This is a genomic window from Alterluteimonas muca (assembly GCF_021191595.1).
GTDB lineage: Bacteria > Pseudomonadota > Gammaproteobacteria > Xanthomonadales > Xanthomonadaceae > Luteimonas > Luteimonas muca.
This window is the reverse complement of record NZ_JAIWPS010000016.1, coordinates 18542-33749: the sequence shown is the minus strand read 5'-3', so window position 1 is coordinate 33749 and position 15208 is coordinate 18542. Positions and strand designations below refer to the sequence as shown.

16 protein-coding genes are annotated in these 15208 nt (G+C 70.2%); 6 read left to right on the top strand and 10 right to left on the bottom strand.

Annotated features, from left to right (window positions below; translation table 11 throughout):
* The first annotated feature begins 809 nt into the window (after positions 1 to 809).
* Positions 810 to 1559 (top strand): glutamine amidotransferase, encoded by a 750-nt coding sequence (locus tag LDO11_RS15165; RefSeq protein WP_232142279.1) that lies wholly within the window; start codon positions 810 to 812, stop codon positions 1557 to 1559.
* Positions 1560 to 1572: 13 nt separating this feature from the next.
* Positions 1573 to 2445 carry a BPSS1780 family membrane protein gene (locus LDO11_RS15160; protein WP_232142278.1) on the top strand — a complete coding sequence of 291 codons (873 nt, stop codon included), beginning with the start codon at positions 1573 to 1575 and terminating at the stop codon, positions 2443 to 2445.
* 31 nt (positions 2446 to 2476) lie between these two features.
* Here the strand turns inward: LDO11_RS15160 and LDO11_RS15155 are convergent, their stop codons facing one another.
* The 5 genes from LDO11_RS15155 to LDO11_RS15135 all read right to left on the bottom strand — a co-directional run bounded on the left by LDO11_RS15155 (position 2477) and on the right by LDO11_RS15135 (position 5632).
* A complete protein-coding gene (locus tag LDO11_RS15155) occupies positions 2477 to 3181 on the bottom strand; it encodes an RDD family protein (RefSeq protein WP_232142277.1) in 705 nt (234 codons plus the stop codon).
* A 17-nt stretch (positions 3182 to 3198) separates the two neighbouring features.
* Complete coding sequence (tatC, locus tag LDO11_RS15150) at positions 3199 to 3954, bottom strand: twin-arginine translocase subunit TatC (RefSeq protein WP_129137043.1); 756 nt, start codon at positions 3952 to 3954, stop codon at positions 3199 to 3201.
* Positions 3938 to 4396 carry a Sec-independent protein translocase protein TatB gene (gene tatB / locus LDO11_RS15145; RefSeq protein ID WP_232142276.1) on the bottom strand — a complete coding sequence of 153 codons (459 nt, stop codon included), beginning with the start codon at positions 4394 to 4396 and terminating at the stop codon, positions 3938 to 3940. Before tatB ends, tatC begins: the two co-directional genes overlap by 17 nt.
* 21 nt (positions 4397 to 4417) lie before the next feature.
* A complete protein-coding gene (gene tatA, locus LDO11_RS15140) occupies positions 4418 to 4645 on the bottom strand; it encodes a Sec-independent protein translocase subunit TatA (protein ID WP_129137041.1) in 228 nt (75 codons plus the stop codon).
* Between the two features lie 93 nt (positions 4646 to 4738).
* The gene (locus LDO11_RS15135) at positions 4739 to 5632 is read right to left on the bottom strand and encodes a lipid-binding SYLF domain-containing protein (RefSeq protein WP_232142275.1); all 894 of its coding nucleotides are present in this window, start codon (positions 5630 to 5632) and stop codon (positions 4739 to 4741) included.
* Between the two features lie 211 nt (positions 5633 to 5843).
* Here LDO11_RS15135 and hemH point away from each other — a divergent pair, with 211 nt between their 5' ends.
* The gene (gene hemH / locus LDO11_RS15130) at positions 5844 to 6851 is read left to right on the top strand and encodes a ferrochelatase (protein WP_232142274.1); all 1008 of its coding nucleotides are present in this window, start codon (positions 5844 to 5846) and stop codon (positions 6849 to 6851) included.
* Complete coding sequence (locus tag LDO11_RS15125; RefSeq protein ID WP_232142280.1) at positions 6848 to 7693, top strand: alpha/beta fold hydrolase; 846 nt, start codon at positions 6848 to 6850, stop codon at positions 7691 to 7693. The genes hemH and LDO11_RS15125 overlap by 4 nt, the downstream gene beginning before the upstream one ends.
* A 200-nt stretch (positions 7694 to 7893) precedes the next feature.
* On the opposite strand, the gene LDO11_RS15120 is transcribed toward LDO11_RS15125, so the two are convergent.
* The 4 genes from LDO11_RS15120 to ttcA all read right to left on the bottom strand — a co-directional run bounded on the left by LDO11_RS15120 (position 7894) and on the right by ttcA (position 11155).
* Positions 7894 to 8343: a hypothetical protein gene (locus LDO11_RS15120; protein ID WP_232142273.1), complete on the bottom strand. Its 450-nt coding sequence runs from the start codon at positions 8341 to 8343 to the stop codon at positions 7894 to 7896.
* A 45-nt stretch (positions 8344 to 8388) separates the two neighbouring features.
* On the bottom strand, positions 8389 to 9177 hold the full coding sequence (locus tag LDO11_RS15115; protein ID WP_232142272.1) for a M48 family metallopeptidase: 789 nt from the start codon (positions 9175 to 9177) through the stop codon (positions 8389 to 8391).
* A gap of 47 nt (positions 9178 to 9224) precedes the next feature.
* On the bottom strand, positions 9225 to 10130 hold the full coding sequence (locus LDO11_RS15110; protein ID WP_232142271.1) for a recombination-associated protein RdgC: 906 nt from the start codon (positions 10128 to 10130) through the stop codon (positions 9225 to 9227).
* A 110-nt stretch (positions 10131 to 10240) separates the two neighbouring features.
* A complete protein-coding gene (ttcA, locus tag LDO11_RS15105; protein WP_232142270.1) occupies positions 10241 to 11155 on the bottom strand; it encodes a tRNA 2-thiocytidine(32) synthetase TtcA in 915 nt (304 codons plus the stop codon).
* A 190-nt stretch (positions 11156 to 11345) separates the two neighbouring features.
* On the opposite strand from ttcA, the gene LDO11_RS15100 reads away from it, so the two are divergent.
* Both LDO11_RS15100 and LDO11_RS15095 read left to right on the top strand, forming a co-directional pair.
* Positions 11346 to 11549, top strand: a complete 204-nt coding sequence (locus tag LDO11_RS15100) for a YdcH family protein (protein WP_129137033.1) — start codon at positions 11346 to 11348, stop codon at positions 11547 to 11549.
* A gap of 102 nt (positions 11550 to 11651) precedes the next feature.
* Positions 11652 to 12464: a hypothetical protein gene (locus LDO11_RS15095; RefSeq protein WP_232142269.1), complete on the top strand. Its 813-nt coding sequence runs from the start codon at positions 11652 to 11654 to the stop codon at positions 12462 to 12464.
* 69 nt (positions 12465 to 12533) lie between these two features.
* Here the strand turns inward: LDO11_RS15095 and plsB are convergent, their stop codons facing one another.
* On the bottom strand, positions 12534 to 15203 hold the full coding sequence (gene plsB / locus LDO11_RS15090; RefSeq protein WP_232142268.1) for a glycerol-3-phosphate 1-O-acyltransferase PlsB: 2670 nt from the start codon (positions 15201 to 15203) through the stop codon (positions 12534 to 12536).
* Positions 15204 to 15208 lie beyond the last annotated feature (5 nt).

Below are 15208 nucleotides of genomic sequence, written 5' to 3'. Positions count from 1 at the left end.
CATCCGGCCGCCGGCCATCCATGGCCGGCTCTGGACATCCCCCTGCGTCCGCGGCGGGCCCGACCTGTCGTCGCGTCGGGACGAAGAGCAACAGCGAAGAACCTCGAAGAACGTCGAAGAACGTCGAAGAACGTCAGGCCGCCGCACTGAGGTCGAGCACGCGCAGTTCCGCGCCGTTGGGGTCGCCATCGGGGTCGGGTAGGCGGCAGTGCACCGGCTGCATCTGCGGGATCGTCAACCGACGACTTCGGCTGAGGTGTCGTCCATCTCCATCCGCAGTTGTTGGCGGCACGAGCATGGGCGGTTACAACCGGAACCGGCCGCTGGGCCGGCTGCCGCCCGTGCCACGGCATCATCAGCGGCACCGCTGCTGCCCTCCATACCGAAGCCGACGAGCGTCGGAGCCCGTCGCGTGCACCGCGGGGTGTGCTCCCAGCCGGCCATGGATGGCCGGCGGCCGGCCGGGGTAGCGGGACGCGGACTCCGGCCCGGGGGAGCACACCCCGCGGTGCACGCGACGGGCAGCGCGCAACATCAACGAAGCCGGCCACGGGCGCCCGGATAGTCCGGCTGTCCCCCATCACGACCGGAGGTGGAGAGGAACCGGGTCTGTCGCCGACGAACGCGGTATCGGCCCGGAGAAATACCCGCCAGGACACCACCACGCGACTGTTCGCCTCCACCGATGCCACCGCCGGATGCACAGCGCTTTATTGAGGCCCATCGACGGCTACGTTCCGCAGACGCGATCGCAGCGTCCCCGCACACCATGCAATCGCGTCATGGGGCGCCAGTATCATGCGGCGCACATGACCGCCTCCTTCCTGATCCTCGAGACCGGACGTCCGATCGCGTCCATGCGCCGCCACGGCGGCTTCGACCACTGGATCCGCGTGGCCGCCGGCCTGCGTGCCAGTGCGGTGGACACCGTGGATGCGCAATCCGGTGCCACCCTGCCCAATCCTGCCGATCGCATCGGCGTGATCGTCACCGGCTCCGGCGCGATGGTCAGCGACCGCGAACCGTGGAGCGAACGCGCCGCGCAGTGGTTGAAGGACGCAGTGGACTCGGGCGTGCCGGTGTTCGGCATCTGCTACGGCCACCAGCTGCTGGCGCATGCGCTGGGCGGCGAGGTCACCGACAACCCGGCAGGCCGCGGCATGGGCACGGTGCAGGTGAAAACCACCGGAGGCGCCGCCACGGATCCGCTGTTCTCCGGCCTGCCGTCGCCGTTCGCCGCGCAGGCGACCCACCTGCAGAGCGTGCGTCGCCTGCCCGAGGGTGCGCAGTGCCTGGCCACCGCTGCGCACGACCCGAACTACGCCTTCCGCTTCGGCGACCAGGCCTGGGGCGTGCAGTTCCATCCGGAATTCTCCGCCATGCACATGCGCGGCTACATCCGCGCGCGTGCCGACGCACTGTGCGCGGAAGGCACCGATCCGGTTGCGCTGGCGCAGTCGGTCTCGGCCGCGCCGCATGCGCGCGAAGTGCTGCGTCGGTTCGTGCGCCACGCGTACACTGTGCGCGGTCGTGCCGGCACGGTGCCAGGCGGACGATAGGGAGCAACAGGCGATGAGTGACGTGCGCAAGGTGTCCGCAGGGGCCGGCGCGGAATGGCTGCTGGGTGGCTTCGGGCTTCTGCGCAAGGCGCCGGCCGGGCTGCTGGCAACCGGCGCCGTGCTCGGGCTGGTGACCGGGCTGCCGCTGCTGCTGGCGGAGGCCGCGCCCGGCATGTTCCTGGGCCTGCAGGCGCTGATCATGCTGCTCACGCCAGTGCTGCTGGGCGGGTTCGTGTTCGCCATGCACCAGGTCGACCGCGATGGCGCCGCGTCGCCCGCGCACCTGCTGGAAGGTTTCCGCAACGGCCGCACGCTGCCGCTGATGGCACAGCTGGTGCCGCAGATCGCGTTCGGCGTCGCCGCGGTGCTGCTGCTGGTGCTGATGGTCGGCGTTGACCAGCTGCAGACACTGGCGGCGGCGATGGAAGCCGCGCAGGGCCAGGCCAATCCCGACCCCGAGGTATTCGCCGGCCTGCCGGCCGGGCGCCTGCTGCTGTGGATGCTGCTGGTGATCGCGCTGGTGATCGCGGTGTACTTCTACACCTTCGTGGCCTCGCCGCAGATCATGCTCGAGGGCCGCCCCGCGTTCGCGGCGATGGCGCGCAGCTTCCGCGCCTGCCTGCGCAACCTGCCGGCGATGCTGGTGTTCATCCTGCTGACGCTCGTGGTGGCGGTGCTGATGAGCGTGGCCGCGCAGGTCGTCGGCGCCCTGTTCGGGCTGGTCGGCGGCGTGCTGGTCGGCGCACTGATCGGGCAGATCGCGCTGATGGCGGTGCTGATGCCGGTGGTGATCGGCTCGATCTACACGGCCTGGTCGCAGATGCTGGCGCCGGGTGCCGGTGGCGCCATCGACCGCAGCACCGCGAGTTCCGGCATCGAACTCTGATTGCATGCGGCGGCCGCAGTGCCGCCGTGCGTCAACCCAGCGCGCGGACCAGCGCCGCATCGACCCGCGCCTGCAGCGCGACGATCAATATGGCCAGTGCGGCGCAGACGAGCGCCGCCTGCAGCCACAGCCAGGCCTGTGCCCAGCGCGGCAGCGCCGCATCCGTCCCTGTCACCACGCGCAGCCCGGCAATGCGGTCATGCATCGCCTGGTGGCGCGGCGGCAGCACCGCCATCAGGTGGCCGAGGTTGAGGCTCAGCCACGACAGCAGGCCGGCGGCCTGCCGCAGTGCGTGGCGGCGGCAACGCACCGGACCGACGCGCTGCGCATCGACCACCCGCAATCGCAGTGCGCGCTTGCCGGGCGTCGCTGCATGCCGGCATTCGAAGGCGCTGGCGTAGAGCCAGAACAGCGGCACAAACGCGGCAAGCGGTAGCAGCAGCACGCTGCCAAGCGCCGAGGCGAGCTGGCTGACGGCGACGCGGATGGCGTCATCCGCCAGCAGCTGTGCCGGCGTCGGCAGGCCGGGCAGCGCGGCGAGCATCGGCTGCAGCATCGCGTCGAGCAGGGCCGCGAGCGCCGTGTCCAGCACGCCTACGCGCGCAGCCAGCGGCGTGGCGACCAGCGCCAGTGAAACCGCCGCCACCAGCGACGCATCCAGCGACCATGCGGCCCAGCGATGCAGCAGCGGCGCCGGGTGCGCAGGAACGGCAGTGGCGGGTATCGGCGCGGGCATCGGTGGCCGCGCGGCGGTCACGATTCCTCGGCGGCGCGCCCGTCGGCCGGCACCAGCATGCGCGCGGCGATCAGCCCTGCCTCGTAGAGCAGGCACATCGGGATCGCCAGCATCAGCTGCGAGACCACGTCCGGCGGGGTGACCACGGCGGCGATCACGAACACGCCGACGATGGCGTAGCCGCGGGACTCGCGCAGCTGGTTGGGCGTGACCCAGCCCATCAGCACCAGGATCACCATCGCCACCGGCAGCTCGAAGCTGAGGCCGAAGGCGAGGAAGATCACCAGCACGAAATTCAGGTAGGCGTGGATGTCGGTCATCATCGCCACCCCGTCGGGGGTGACCGCGGTGAGGAAGCCGAACACCACCGGCAGCACCAGGAAGAACGCGAACGCGCAGCCGGCATAGAACAGCAGCAGTGCGGAGGCCAGCAGCGGCATCGCCAGGCGCTTCTCGCGTCGGTACAGCCCGGGCGCGACGAAGGCCCACAGCTGGTACAGCAGCCACGGCATGGTGGTGATCAGGGCGACGAAGAACGCGAGTTTCAACGGCGCGAAGAACGGTGATGCGACTTCCACCGCGATCAGGGTCGCGCCTTCCGGCAGCTTGTCGAGCAGCGGCTGCGCCAGCCAGGCATACAGCCGGTTGGCGAACGGCAGCAGGCAGACGAACACCAGCATCAGGCCGGCGATCGCGCGCAGCAGCCGCGAGCGCAGCTCGATCAGGTGATCGAGCAGGCTGGCGTCGGCCGAGGACTCAGCGTCGTTGGCCATCGGATCCGGTCGCTTCGCTGGGGTGAGTGGACGGCTCGGCCACGGTGCCGCTGGCGCTGTCCACGGCCGTCGCGACCGTGGGCGATGCCACGTCGGGTGCCGTCGATGCGGTGCCGGCGTCGGGGGGCGCCGCGACGTGCGTGGTCGTGCCCGGGGTCAGGCCGTCGCGCAGCTCCTGCGCTTCGCGGCGCACCGCGGCTTCGGCGCCGCGCATGTCGCGGTCGGCGTCGCGCATCGCGCTGCGTGCCTGGTCGAGGTTGCGCTTGAGCTCCTCGGCGGCCAGCTCGCGCTCGAACTCGGAACGCACCGACTGCCACTGGCCGCGCGCACGGCGCACCCACAGGCCGGTGAAACGCGCGGCGCGCGGCAGCCGCTCGGGCCCCAGTACCACCAGGGCGATGACGGCGATCACCAGGATTTCGGCGAAGCTGAGGTCGAACATGGGGCGGCGCGACGCGCGCGGTCAGCGTGCGGCGTCGTCCCGGTCGCGCTTGCGGTCGCCGTCGGCGACGGTCTCCGTGCGACGCTGTTCGATGCGGGCCGACGGCGTGTCGTCGTCGCTCATGCCCTGCTTGAAGCCCTTGATGGCTTCGCCGAGATCCCGCCCGGCGCCGCGCAGCTTCTTGGTGCCGAACACCAGCAGCACGACGAGGGCGACGATGATCCAGTGCCAGATGCTGAAACTACCCATGACGCGCCTGCCTGATACGTATTGGGCTGCAGGATAGCGCAGCCATCGCATGGCTGCATTGCCGGTTGTGGGTGGCCGCGTTCAGCCGCGCGGCTACCAGGTGCCGTCGAGCGGTTCGGCGCGGATCTCGCTCTCGCCGACCGGCTCGAATGCGGACGGCGCGGGTTCCGTGCGGGCTGGATTCAACGGTTGCGGCTGTGCCTGCGTCGCGGCGTCCTGCACGGGCGCCGGCGCGGGCGCGCGCTGCGAGGCGACCTGGCCCGCACCTTCGGTGCCGCGATTGGCGCGGGCGATGGCCGTGGCTTCCTCGAGGCGGTCGCGGAAGTCCACCACCGGGCCCGCGGCGCGGTTGGGGGTGCGGTTCTCGAAGATCATCCGCGGCGTGGTGCCGCCGCCGTAGACGGCCTGGTTGGCCTGGTCGTCGATGCTGAGCACGGCGCCATCCAGCGCCACACCGGCGAACAGCCCGCGCGCGCGCGACCACGACCAGATCTCGGCCTTGAGCTGGCCGTCGGTGGCGGTGGCGGCGTTGCGGCCCATCGGCCCGGCGGCAACGCCGGCATCGGCGCCCAGGGTGATCTTGCCGTTGACGATGCTGTCGAGGCTGCGGTCGTTGCGGAACACCAGCACCACGTCGGCGGACTGCACGCCGGCCTGGAAGCCGATGCTGCCGCCGGTCAGGGTGACGAAAGCCGGTTGCGACCAGGTGCCGTCGGGGGACTTCACCGCCATCACGCCATGGCCGCGGCGGCCGCCGATCACCAGCCCGGCCTTGATGGTGTCGGGCACCACGACGATCGCGCGGGCCTCGTCGAGCAGCTTGTCGGGAATCGCGTTTTCCGGGATCGCCTGCACTTCGGTCAACACGCGCACCGCGTTGAGCGCGCGCTCGTCCTCGCGCTGGCCGGCATGGGCGGCCGTGGCCGCCAGCGACAGCGCGAGGGTGGCGGCAAGCAGCAGGCGGACGGGACGGCGGGACTGGGTCATCGGGAAGCTCCGGGTGCGTTGGCGGGCGGAACCGGGGTTCCGCGACACGTGAAGGTAGGATCGCAGAAATGAATCGGGTCTGAGGATTCCCGGGCTCCGCCGGAGCGGCCGATGCAACGTCCGCGGTATGGCCCTTCAATCGCTGTCCCGAGCGACCGCTGCGATCCGCCGCTGGAACGTCCGCCGTGGATGAAGCTGTCATCCTATGCGCATGTCGCAGCCAAGCTCCGCGTCCGCCACGACGCCACCGTCTTCCCGCGCCCACGACGCGGTCCTGCTGGTCAATCTCGGCACGCCGGAAGCGCCGACGCCCGATGCGGTGCGCCGCTACCTGCTCGAGTTCCTTTCGGACCGCCGGGTGGTGTCGCTGCCGCCGCTGCTGTGGCAGCCGATCCTGCGCGGTGCGGTGCTGCCCTTGCGCTGCAAGCGCGTCGCCGCGTTGTATGCCGACATCTGGATGGAAGGCGGCTCGCCGCTGCTGGTCCATACGCGCGGCCTTGCCGAACGCGTCGCCGAGCGCCTGCCCGGCATCCGGGTGGGGCATGCGATGCGTTACGGCACCCCGTCGCTGGCACGAGAACTCGAACGGCTCAAGGACGAGGGCGCGCGCCGGGTGCTGGTGTTGCCGCTGTATCCGCAGTACTCGACCACCACCACGGCTTCCGTCGACGACGTTGCACGACGTGCCGCGTTGCCGGTGCACGTCGTGCAGGACTACCACCTCGACCCGGGCTGGGTGGAAGCGGTCGCGGCTTCGATCCGCGCGGCCTGGCAGGTGCAGCCGCGCGGCGAGAAGCTGCTGTTCTCCTTCCACGGCATCCCGCAGCGGGTGGTGGATGCGGGCGATCCCTACGAGTTGCAGTGCCGCGCCAGCACCGTCGCCATCGCACGTGCGCTGGGGCTTGCCGACGACGGCATCATGCTGACGTTCCAGTCGCGTTTCGGCCGCGAGAAGTGGCTGCAGCCCTATACCGACGCCACGATGCGCGCGCTGGGCGACAGCGGGGTCAAGCACATCGATGTGGTGTGCCCGGGCTTCGCCGTCGACTGCCTGGAAACGCTGGAGGAGATCGCGCTGCAGAACGCCGAGCTGTTCCGCGAACATGGCGGCGAGACGTTGCGCTATATCCCCTGCCTCAATGCCGATCCGGGCCATGCCGATGCGCTTGCCGCGCTGGTGGCGCGCGAGCTCGACGGCTGGACGATGGACGCGCGCTGACCATGCGGGAATTCGAACTGCAGATCGCGGCCGGTTGCATCCGCGGCCTGCGCAATGGCGGCAACGGCCCGAAGGTGCTGGCCCTGCACGGCTGGCTCGACAACGCGGCGAGCTTCGTGCCGCTGGCGCCGTACCTGGGCGACATCGACCTGGTCGGCGTCGACCTGCCCGGTCACGGACGCAGCGACCACCTGCCGCCGGGCGTTGAATACACCTTCCCTGGGGCACTGCACAACGTGCTCGACATCGCCGATGCGCTGCGCTGGGAGCGCTTCGCCCTGCTCGGCCATTCGATGGGGGCGGGCATCGCCAGCCTGGTGGCAGCGGCATGCCCGCAGCGGGTGGAGCGGCTGGTGGCGATCGAGGCACTCGGCGCATTGCCGGAGACGGCCGAACGCACCACCGCGCGCCTGCGCGAGTCGGTGTCGGCGACGCGCGCGCTGCGCGGCAAGGCGCTGCGCGTGTTCGTCGATCCACAGCCCGCGGTGCGTGCACGCATGCATGCCAATGCGCTGTCGGAGCCGGTCGCGCGGCTGCTGGTCGAGCGCGGGCTGGCCGATGTCGAGGGCGGCCACACCTGGAGCAGCGACCCGCGCCTTACGGTGCCGACGATGGTGCGCATGACCGATGCGCAGGTGGACGATCTCGTCGCCGGCATCGAATGCCCCACCCGGGTGATCTACGCCGATCCGCCGCAGCCCTATCTGCCCGAGCCCGACCGCAGCCGCCGCGCGCGTCTCTTGCCGCAGGGCGACCTCATCGTGCTGCCGGGCGGCCATCACCTGCACATGGAAACCCCGCAGGCGGTAGCCGAAGCGATCGGGCGGTTCTTCCACGAGTGATAGCGTCCGGGGGCTGGATACGGCGGCCGGGCCATCGGGGCTGCCCTCTGTCCCGCTTGCGACGTCCTTCCCCGGGGGCCTACCGGGTGTTTCGCCGACCAGGGCTATCGGACGCCGACCCGGCGGAATACCGGCAGGCGCCCCACGCGGCTTTTTGCTCCCACGCATCCGCACTGACCTGGCCGGTTACTGCGGCAGGCCTACCGCGTCGCCACCCGCATGTCCTCGCGCAGCTGCAGTCGCAGCTGCACCGTGTCCGGCGGCACCGGGCGCAGCCACAGCACCGCCGCACGCGGGCCCTTCTCGAACGACAGCATCGCGCCGTCCGGGGCGCGTTGCAGCGCCAGCGTCTGCCGCCAGCCCAGGGCCTGCATGCCCGCGCGGGCATCGGCGAACAGCGTCGCCATGTCGCCATCGAGCTGCATGCCGACCACGCGGGTGCCATCGACATCCATCATGCTGCGCAGCTCGTAGCCCGGCGGCAGGTAGAGGTCGGTGGGGAAATCCTCGGGCAGCGTCAGCGGTTGCGGTGCCGGGGCGGCCAGCGACGCCGCGACCGGTACGGGTGCCGGTCCGGCGCCGTCGAGGCCACGCTGGCAGCCGGCGGCGGCCAGGCACAGGCAGATCGCAACGCTGCAGCTTCGACGCATGGCGGAGTCCGGAAGCACCTGCCTCCGAGAACGCCTTTGTCGGCCTCAGCCGGCCAGCAGCAGGTGCAGCGCGGTCTTGAGCCGGCGGCCCTCGGCGTGGAAATAGTCGCGCTCCTCGCGCCATGCCGGGAAGCGCGCTTCGACCTCGCGCCAGAACGCCTTGGAATGGTCGGCGTGGATCAGGTGGCAGAGCTCGTGCACCAGCACGTACTCGAACGCCTGCGGCCGGCCGAGCACCAGCGCGAGGTCGAGCGCGAGCACGCCGTTGGACGCGAGGGAGCCCCACTGCGACGACATCGGACGGATGCGGATGCGCGCCGGCACCGACGGCAGGCCGGGCAGGTAGCGTGGCAGCCAGCGGCCGACATCGGCACGCGCCTCGGTCTCGTAGAAGTCGCGCAGCGCACGGCGCAGCGTGGCCGCGGTGGCGCGCGCCGGCACGCTGAAGCGCAGCACGTCGCCGTCGGCGTCGATGCGTGCATAGCGGCTTTCGCACCAGGCCAGCGCCTGCATCGTGCCGCGCAACGGCAGGTGGGTGCTGGCATGCGCCACCAGCGGTTCGATGCCATCGCCGCGCTGGGCGTCGAGCTGCGCCACCAGCCAGGCGCGGTGCTCATGGAGGAAGCGTTCGCCGGCGAGATCACTCGCGGCAGGCGGCAGGGTCAGGCGCGCACCGCGTTCGGCCACCGACAGGCGCATGCGCTTGGCGCGCGGATCACGCACGCGCAGCACCTCGATCACCCGGCCGTCGTCGCAGGCGAGCGGGATCGTGTCGCGCTGCACCGGCGTGCGCGCGAGGCGGGGTCCGAGCAGACGGCGCAGGGACGGGGACATGGGTTCTTCCGGCAGGCGGCGCCCGTGGGCGCCGTCGGCGTTGGTCGTCAGGCCTCGGCGCGGCTGAACTTCAGCGCGGGCTCGAGCACGGCGAACAGGCGGCGGAATTCTCCGCTCATCAGCGCGAAGCGCGCGTCCAGTTCCGCGGCGATGTCGTCGGCCTCGGTGTGCTCGAGCTGGTCGACGGCACCATCGAGCAACTTGAACTTGCGCACCACCAGGTCGTCGCCGAGCACGAACGAGACATGGTCGTCGAGCACCAGCGCAAGCTTCGTCACCTGCTTGCCGGATTCGAGATGGCGGGCGATCTCGTCGGAGCTCAGGTCCTGGCGCTGGCACTTCACGATCGCGCCATTGTCGGCCGGATCCTTGAGCTCGCATTCCTCGCCCAGCGACAGCCCGTCGGGCAGCGCCTCGCCCGCGATCCAGCCGGTCAGCACCGAACGCGGCGCGATCTCGGCATTGAGCGGCAGTGCCGGAAAGCTGCCGAGCGCGCGGCGGATCTCCGAGACCACGTTCTCGCCGGTCTTGCGGCTGGAGGTGTCCACCGCGCACACGCCGAGCTTGAGGTCGACCAGTGCATCGGTACGCGACGGCTTCACGAACGCGCGCGGCAGCAGTTCATGGACGAGGTCGTCCTTGAGCTGCTTGCGGCGGCGGCCGCCGGGCTTGCGGCCTTCGCGCGCTTCGATCTCCTCGATCTTCTGCGCGAGCATGTCGTTGACCACGGCGCCGGGCAGCAGCCGGTCCTCGCCGCCGACGGTCAGCCACAGCGCATCGTCGCGGCGATGCGAGAGTGCTTCGGCGTCACGGCCGAACGGCGGCACGAACCCGCGGGTGGACAGTTCAAGCGGCCCGACCGGGCGCAGCGCGGCCTCGACCAGTCCGGCGTCGAGCGTGCCGATGTCGAGCGAGACCGGAAAACGGAACAGAGTGATATTGCGAAAGAACATCGGGAGGCATTACCGGAAGGAAGGGAGGGCGGTTTTGCGCGCGCCGGGCGGCAGCGGATCGGGTTACCGCGGACACGGCCGCGGACGGGTGTGGTGGACGGCCACCCGGGTCAGGCGCCGTCGTCGGCGTCGTCCATGCGCCCGGGGTCGGCCAGCCATGCGCGGGCATCGGTCGGCGCGGCGCGTCCTGCGCGTCCGAGTGAGAGGAAGTCGAACAGCGACGGGTCGGCCAGCTGCGACGGGCGGATGTCGCCCAGCGCCCGGGCGATGGTTTCGATGCGGCCGGGGAACTCGCGTTCCCACTCGCGCATCATCTTCTGCACCTGCTTGCGCTGCAGGTTCTCCTGCGAGCCGCACAGGTTGCAGGGGATGATCGGGAACTCCTTTGCCTGCGCATAGGCGGCGATGTCGTCCTCGCGCACATAGGCCAATGGGCGGATCACGACGTGGTGGCCGTCGTCCGACAGCAGCTTCGGCGGCATGCCGCTGAGCTTTGCGTGGAAGAACATGTTGAGGAAGAACGTGGCCACCATGTCGTCGCGGTGGTGGCCGAGCGCGATCTTCGTGTAGCCGTGCTCGGCCGCGTAGGTGTACAGCGCGCCACGGCGCAGCCGCGAGCACAAGGAGCACATCGTCTTGCCCTCCGGCACCACGCGCGACACCACCGAATAGGTGTCCTGCTCGATGATGTGGAAGTCCACGCCGATCGAACGCAGGTATTCCGGTAGCACGTGCTCCGGGAAGCCGGGCTGCTTCTGGTCGAGGTTGACCGCGGTGAGCGAGAACGACACCGGCGCCTTCTTCTGCAGCTGCAGCAGGATGTCGAGCAGGGTGTAGCTGTCCTTGCCGCCCGACAGGCACACCATCACCCGGTCGCCGTCCTCGATCATCGCGAAGTCGGCGATCGCACGGCCGACCTGGTGGCGCAGGCGCTTGGCAAGCCTGTTGGTTTCATGGCGTTGCGCACGTGGATCGCGTTCGCGGCGGCGCAGGACCGGTTCGGGCAGGGGCAGGACGGTGCTCATCGGATCGCTAGTGTACCGGCAGCGTCGGGCGCATCCGTGTTGGATCGATGCAGCGTCGATGTGCCGACGTTCACCACATGTCGTGTGCGTCCGCACGTGGACGCGGTGCACGCGCTGGTCCGATCGGACGTTGTCACGATGCCGGAGCGGGCCGTTTCCGGCCGTCCGCGGGCGGATGTATGCTCCGCGCATGGAGCCGCTGGATCCCGATCTGCCCGGCCGCCTGGCCATGTTGCGGCAGGAACACCGCGACCTGGACGTTGCGATCGCGCGCCTGCAGGCCGATATCGCCATGGACGAACTGGCGGTGAAGCGGATGAAGAAGCGCAAGCTGCGACTCAAGGACTGCATCGCCCGGATGGAATCGGCGCTGATCCCCGACGAGCCGGCCTGACGCGTTTACCGCAAGTGGCGCGCGGACCTATGATCCGCGCCGGCATGCATGCCCCGGATCGTCCGCCGGCAGGTGCCATGGGGGATCCGCATGTCATATCCAATGATCGGGCCGCGCGGCGTGCGCGCGGGCCTCGCGCTCGCCTTGGCGTTCGCCGCCACGCCCGCGCTGGCGCAGGACTTCACGCTCGGGGCCGGTTTCACCCCCGACCCGCAGGTCGGCTCGGGCGTGACCGGGGGCGACGGCAACGCCGCGCGCTTCGGCAATGGCTGCACCGGCAGCATCGGCGCCAGGCCCGACCACCGCATCCGCGTCACCAGTCCGGTCAACCTGCGCCTCACCGTGACCAGCGACACCGATTCCACGCTGGCGGTGATCGGTCCGTCAGGCGTGTTCTGCGATGACGATGGCGGCGACCTGCTCGACGCGCGCGTCGATGCGCGTCTCGACCCGGGCGATTACCAGGTGTTCGTCGGCCACTACGAGCGCCAGGGCCGCTACCGGCTGGAGCTTTCCGAACTCGTCGGCGGTGCCGGTCGTGGTGCCGACAAGGGCCGTTACGGCGACTTCGTCCTCGGCGCCGGCTTCATGCCCGATCCGCAGACCGCCAGCGGCCAGACCGGCGGCAGCGTGCAGGCCACGCACTACGGCGCGCACTGCAGCGGCGTCATCGACACCACGCCGGACCACACGCTGACGGTCACCTCGACGGTGTCGCTCGACATCCGCGTCGACAGCACCACCGATTCCTCGCTGGTGATCACCGGCCCGGGCAAGGTGCTGTGTGATGACGATGGCGGCGGCATGCTCGACGCCCGCGTCCGCGACACCTTCCGTCCCGGCGAGTACGGCATCTACATCGGCCACCTCGGCACCGCCGGCGAGTACACGGTGACGATCAGCGAAGCGGACTGAGCTGCTTAGCCCTTCCATCTGCCGGTGCGTGGCCGGCAGATGGATCGCGTCCGCGATGCGGTGGCGGCTTCAGGCAGGGACGGAGGGATCACTGTCCGGCCGCACCGCCGCCGGGCTGATCTTCTCGATCGTATGCCGCAGCTCGCGGCCGAGGATGACCTTGGCGTCGCGCGCCCACACGTCCAGGCGCTGGTCGAACACCAGCTTGCTGTTCTGGTCGAGCTTCACCAGGTCCAGCTCGCGCAGCTTCTGGATGAAGCCGCGGAACAGTGAGCGGTCGAAGAACTCCGGCGCCGCCGGTGCGTACAGCAGGCTCAGCCGCTGCGCGGCCTGCTGGCAGAGGTTCTCCAGTTCCGCCGCGCCCAGGGTGCCGGGGCCGTTCTTGGCCAGCACCGAGATCGCGATGTAGTAGCGCTCGAACGCCTGCTGCAGCGGATGGCCGAGTGCGCGCAGCCGGAACACCTCGTCGGTCTGCCCGGAGTTGCGCTGGTAGATGCCGCCCTCGTCCTCGCCGACGCGTTCGAGCAGCCCCTCGCGCACGAACACCTGGATGGTGAGCTCGAGGCGCTCCACGAAACCGTCGGCGTCCCAGGGCAGGAACAGCTCGGCCTGCAGGAACGGGTACAGCGAACGGCCCAGCCGCAGCAGCGTGTTGCCGCTCATGCGCCGGTTGTTGTGGAAGCACGAGGCGATCCAGCCGGATGCGGTGAACAGGTGCACCACGTTGTTGCGGAAGTACGACAGCAGCACCGCGGTCTCGTCGTCGACCCGCAGCACGTCGCCCAGCGGGTGCGAGATGCGCTGCAGCACGCCGATCTCCTCGCCATGCGCGACGATTTCCGCCGGCGTGTGCGGCGTCACCGTGACCAGGTCGCTGTAGGGCACGTCGGTGAGCGTGGTCTTCGACAGCGCGATCTGTGCCAGCAGGTCGGATTCGCTCATCGCATGCTTGGGCGTGGACAACAGCGCCAGCGCGAGGAAGTTGATCGGGTTGACGTCGGCGGCGCGGTTGATGTGCACCTGGATGCGCTCGGCGGTGGCATCGACCATCCGCGACAGCCATTCCGGGCGTTCGTCGTCGGACAGCGGGCGGCCGTCCCAGTCGCTGGCGTGCTCGGCCAGCAGCCGCTGCAGCGGGATCGCCTCGCCGAAGTTCACCACCACCTGGCCGTAGTTCTGCCGCAGCACCTTCGGGATGCCCCACAGCAGCTGCCAGATCGATTCCTTCTGCTTGGGCTTGCCGGTCAGCTCGTCGAGGTAGCTGGTGCCCTCCATCAGCTTCTCGTAGCCGATGTAGACCGGCTGGAACAGCACCGGACGCGTCGGCTGGCGCAGGTAGGCGCGCACCGTCATCGACACCATGCCGCCCTTGGGCTGGAGCAGCCGCCCGGTGCGCGAACGCCCACCCTCGATGAAGTATTCGATCGAGTAGCCGCCCGCCACCAGCTGTGCGACGTATTCCGACAGCACCGCCGAATACAGCGCGTTGCCGCGGATCGAGCGGCGGATGTAGAACGCGCCGCCCTTGCGCAGGATGGTGCCCACCACCGGCAGGTTGAGGTTGATGCCGGCGACGATGTGCGGCGGCACGATGCCCTTGTTGTAGAGCAGGTAGCTCAGCAGCAGGTAGTCCATGTGGCTGCGGTGGCTGGGCACGTAGACGATCTCGTGCCCGGGTGCCGCCGCCTTCAGCGTATCGAGGTGATGCACCAGCACGCCACGGTAGATGCGGTTCCACACCGAGGTCAGCAGGAAGCTCGCCGAGCGCACCACCGGGTGCGAATAGTCCGCGGCGATCTCGTAGGCATACATGTACGCCTTCTTCCACGCGTCCTCGTTGCTGGAGTTGTCGCGCCGCGCCTGGTCGGCGATGGCTTCCTGCACGGTCGCGGCGGACAGCACCTTGTCCACCAGCAGGCGGCGGGTTGAGAGGTCGGGGCCGACGACGGCTTCGCGGATGCGGTTGAAGTGCACCCGCAGCACGCGCGAGACCTTGCGCACCGTGCGCTCGGGGCTGAGGTCCTCGGCGATGATGCCGCGCACTTCCACCGGGCTTGCAAAGCGCACCAGGGTGTCGCGGCCGTTGAGCAGGATCGCCAGCAGGCGCCGGAAGCGGCCGACCAGCGCCCAGTTCTCCGAGAACAGCACCGAGAACCAGCCGCTGGCCTTGTCCGGGCTGCGGCCGACGAAGATCGACACCGGCAGCAACTGCACGTCGAGCGACGGGTCGGCGCGATGGGCTTCCAGCAGCCGTGCCAGGGTCTCGGAGTGGGTGCTCGGCTTCGGCGGGCGCTTGCCCTTGGCCAGTGCGTTCAGCGTGCCGGCGGCATTGCGCCGCGACAGCGCCACGTACGCACGCTTGCGGCCGACCGGGTCACCCGGCAGCGGCTGCAGTGGCGACGGCATCCCGGCTTCGCGGCAGGCGCGATCGAGGATCAGCGCGTTGGAGAGCCCGTAGTCCTCGAGCACGTAGCAGACCGGGCGGTCGTCGACCAGGCCGGCGGGCGCCTGCGGTTCGATCTTCAGCGCGATCCACGGCGCCAGGGTACGGCCGAGCAGCCGCGCCCACAGTGGCCGCCGCGGGTCGCGACGCGGCAGGCGCGGTGCGGCCAGCGCCGCGTCGGGATCCGCGTGCAGGCCGGCGGCCGGGTTGGCGGCATGGTCGTCGGCGCGGGGCTCCGCATGGCTCCCGGTGTCGGGGAACGGCAGCGGGTTCTGGTCGGGGGAATGGCGTGACATGTGCG

Coding starts and splice junctions, on each gene's coding strand:
- LDO11_RS15165 (WP_232142279.1), top strand. CDS start 810: ATGACCGCCTCCTTCCTGATCCTCGAGACCGGACGTCCGATCGCGTCC.
- LDO11_RS15160 (WP_232142278.1), top strand. CDS start 1,573: ATGAGTGACGTGCGCAAGGTGTCCGCAGGGGCCGGCGCGGAATGGCTG.
- LDO11_RS15155 (WP_232142277.1), bottom strand. CDS start 3,181: ATGCCCGCGCCGATACCCGCCACTGCCGTTCCTGCGCACCCGGCGCCG.
- tatC (WP_129137043.1), bottom strand. CDS start 3,954: ATGGCCAACGACGCTGAGTCCTCGGCCGACGCCAGCCTGCTCGATCAC.
- tatB (WP_232142276.1), bottom strand. CDS start 4,396: ATGTTCGACCTCAGCTTCGCCGAAATCCTGGTGATCGCCGTCATCGCC.
- tatA (WP_129137041.1), bottom strand. CDS start 4,645: ATGGGTAGTTTCAGCATCTGGCACTGGATCATCGTCGCCCTCGTCGTG.
- LDO11_RS15135 (WP_232142275.1), bottom strand. CDS start 5,632: ATGACCCAGTCCCGCCGTCCCGTCCGCCTGCTGCTTGCCGCCACCCTC.
- hemH (WP_232142274.1), top strand. CDS start 5,844: ATGTCGCAGCCAAGCTCCGCGTCCGCCACGACGCCACCGTCTTCCCGC.
- LDO11_RS15120 (WP_232142273.1), bottom strand. CDS start 8,343: ATGCGTCGAAGCTGCAGCGTTGCGATCTGCCTGTGCCTGGCCGCCGCC.
- LDO11_RS15115 (WP_232142272.1), bottom strand. CDS start 9,177: ATGTCCCCGTCCCTGCGCCGTCTGCTCGGACCCCGCCTCGCGCGCACG.
- LDO11_RS15110 (WP_232142271.1), bottom strand. CDS start 10,130: ATGTTCTTTCGCAATATCACTCTGTTCCGTTTTCCGGTCTCGCTCGAC.
- ttcA (WP_232142270.1), bottom strand. CDS start 11,155: ATGAGCACCGTCCTGCCCCTGCCCGAACCGGTCCTGCGCCGCCGCGAA.
- LDO11_RS15100 (WP_129137033.1), top strand. CDS start 11,346: ATGGAGCCGCTGGATCCCGATCTGCCCGGCCGCCTGGCCATGTTGCGG.
- LDO11_RS15095 (WP_232142269.1), top strand. CDS start 11,652: ATGATCGGGCCGCGCGGCGTGCGCGCGGGCCTCGCGCTCGCCTTGGCG.
- plsB (WP_232142268.1), bottom strand. CDS start 15,203: ATGTCACGCCATTCCCCCGACCAGAACCCGCTGCCGTTCCCCGACACC.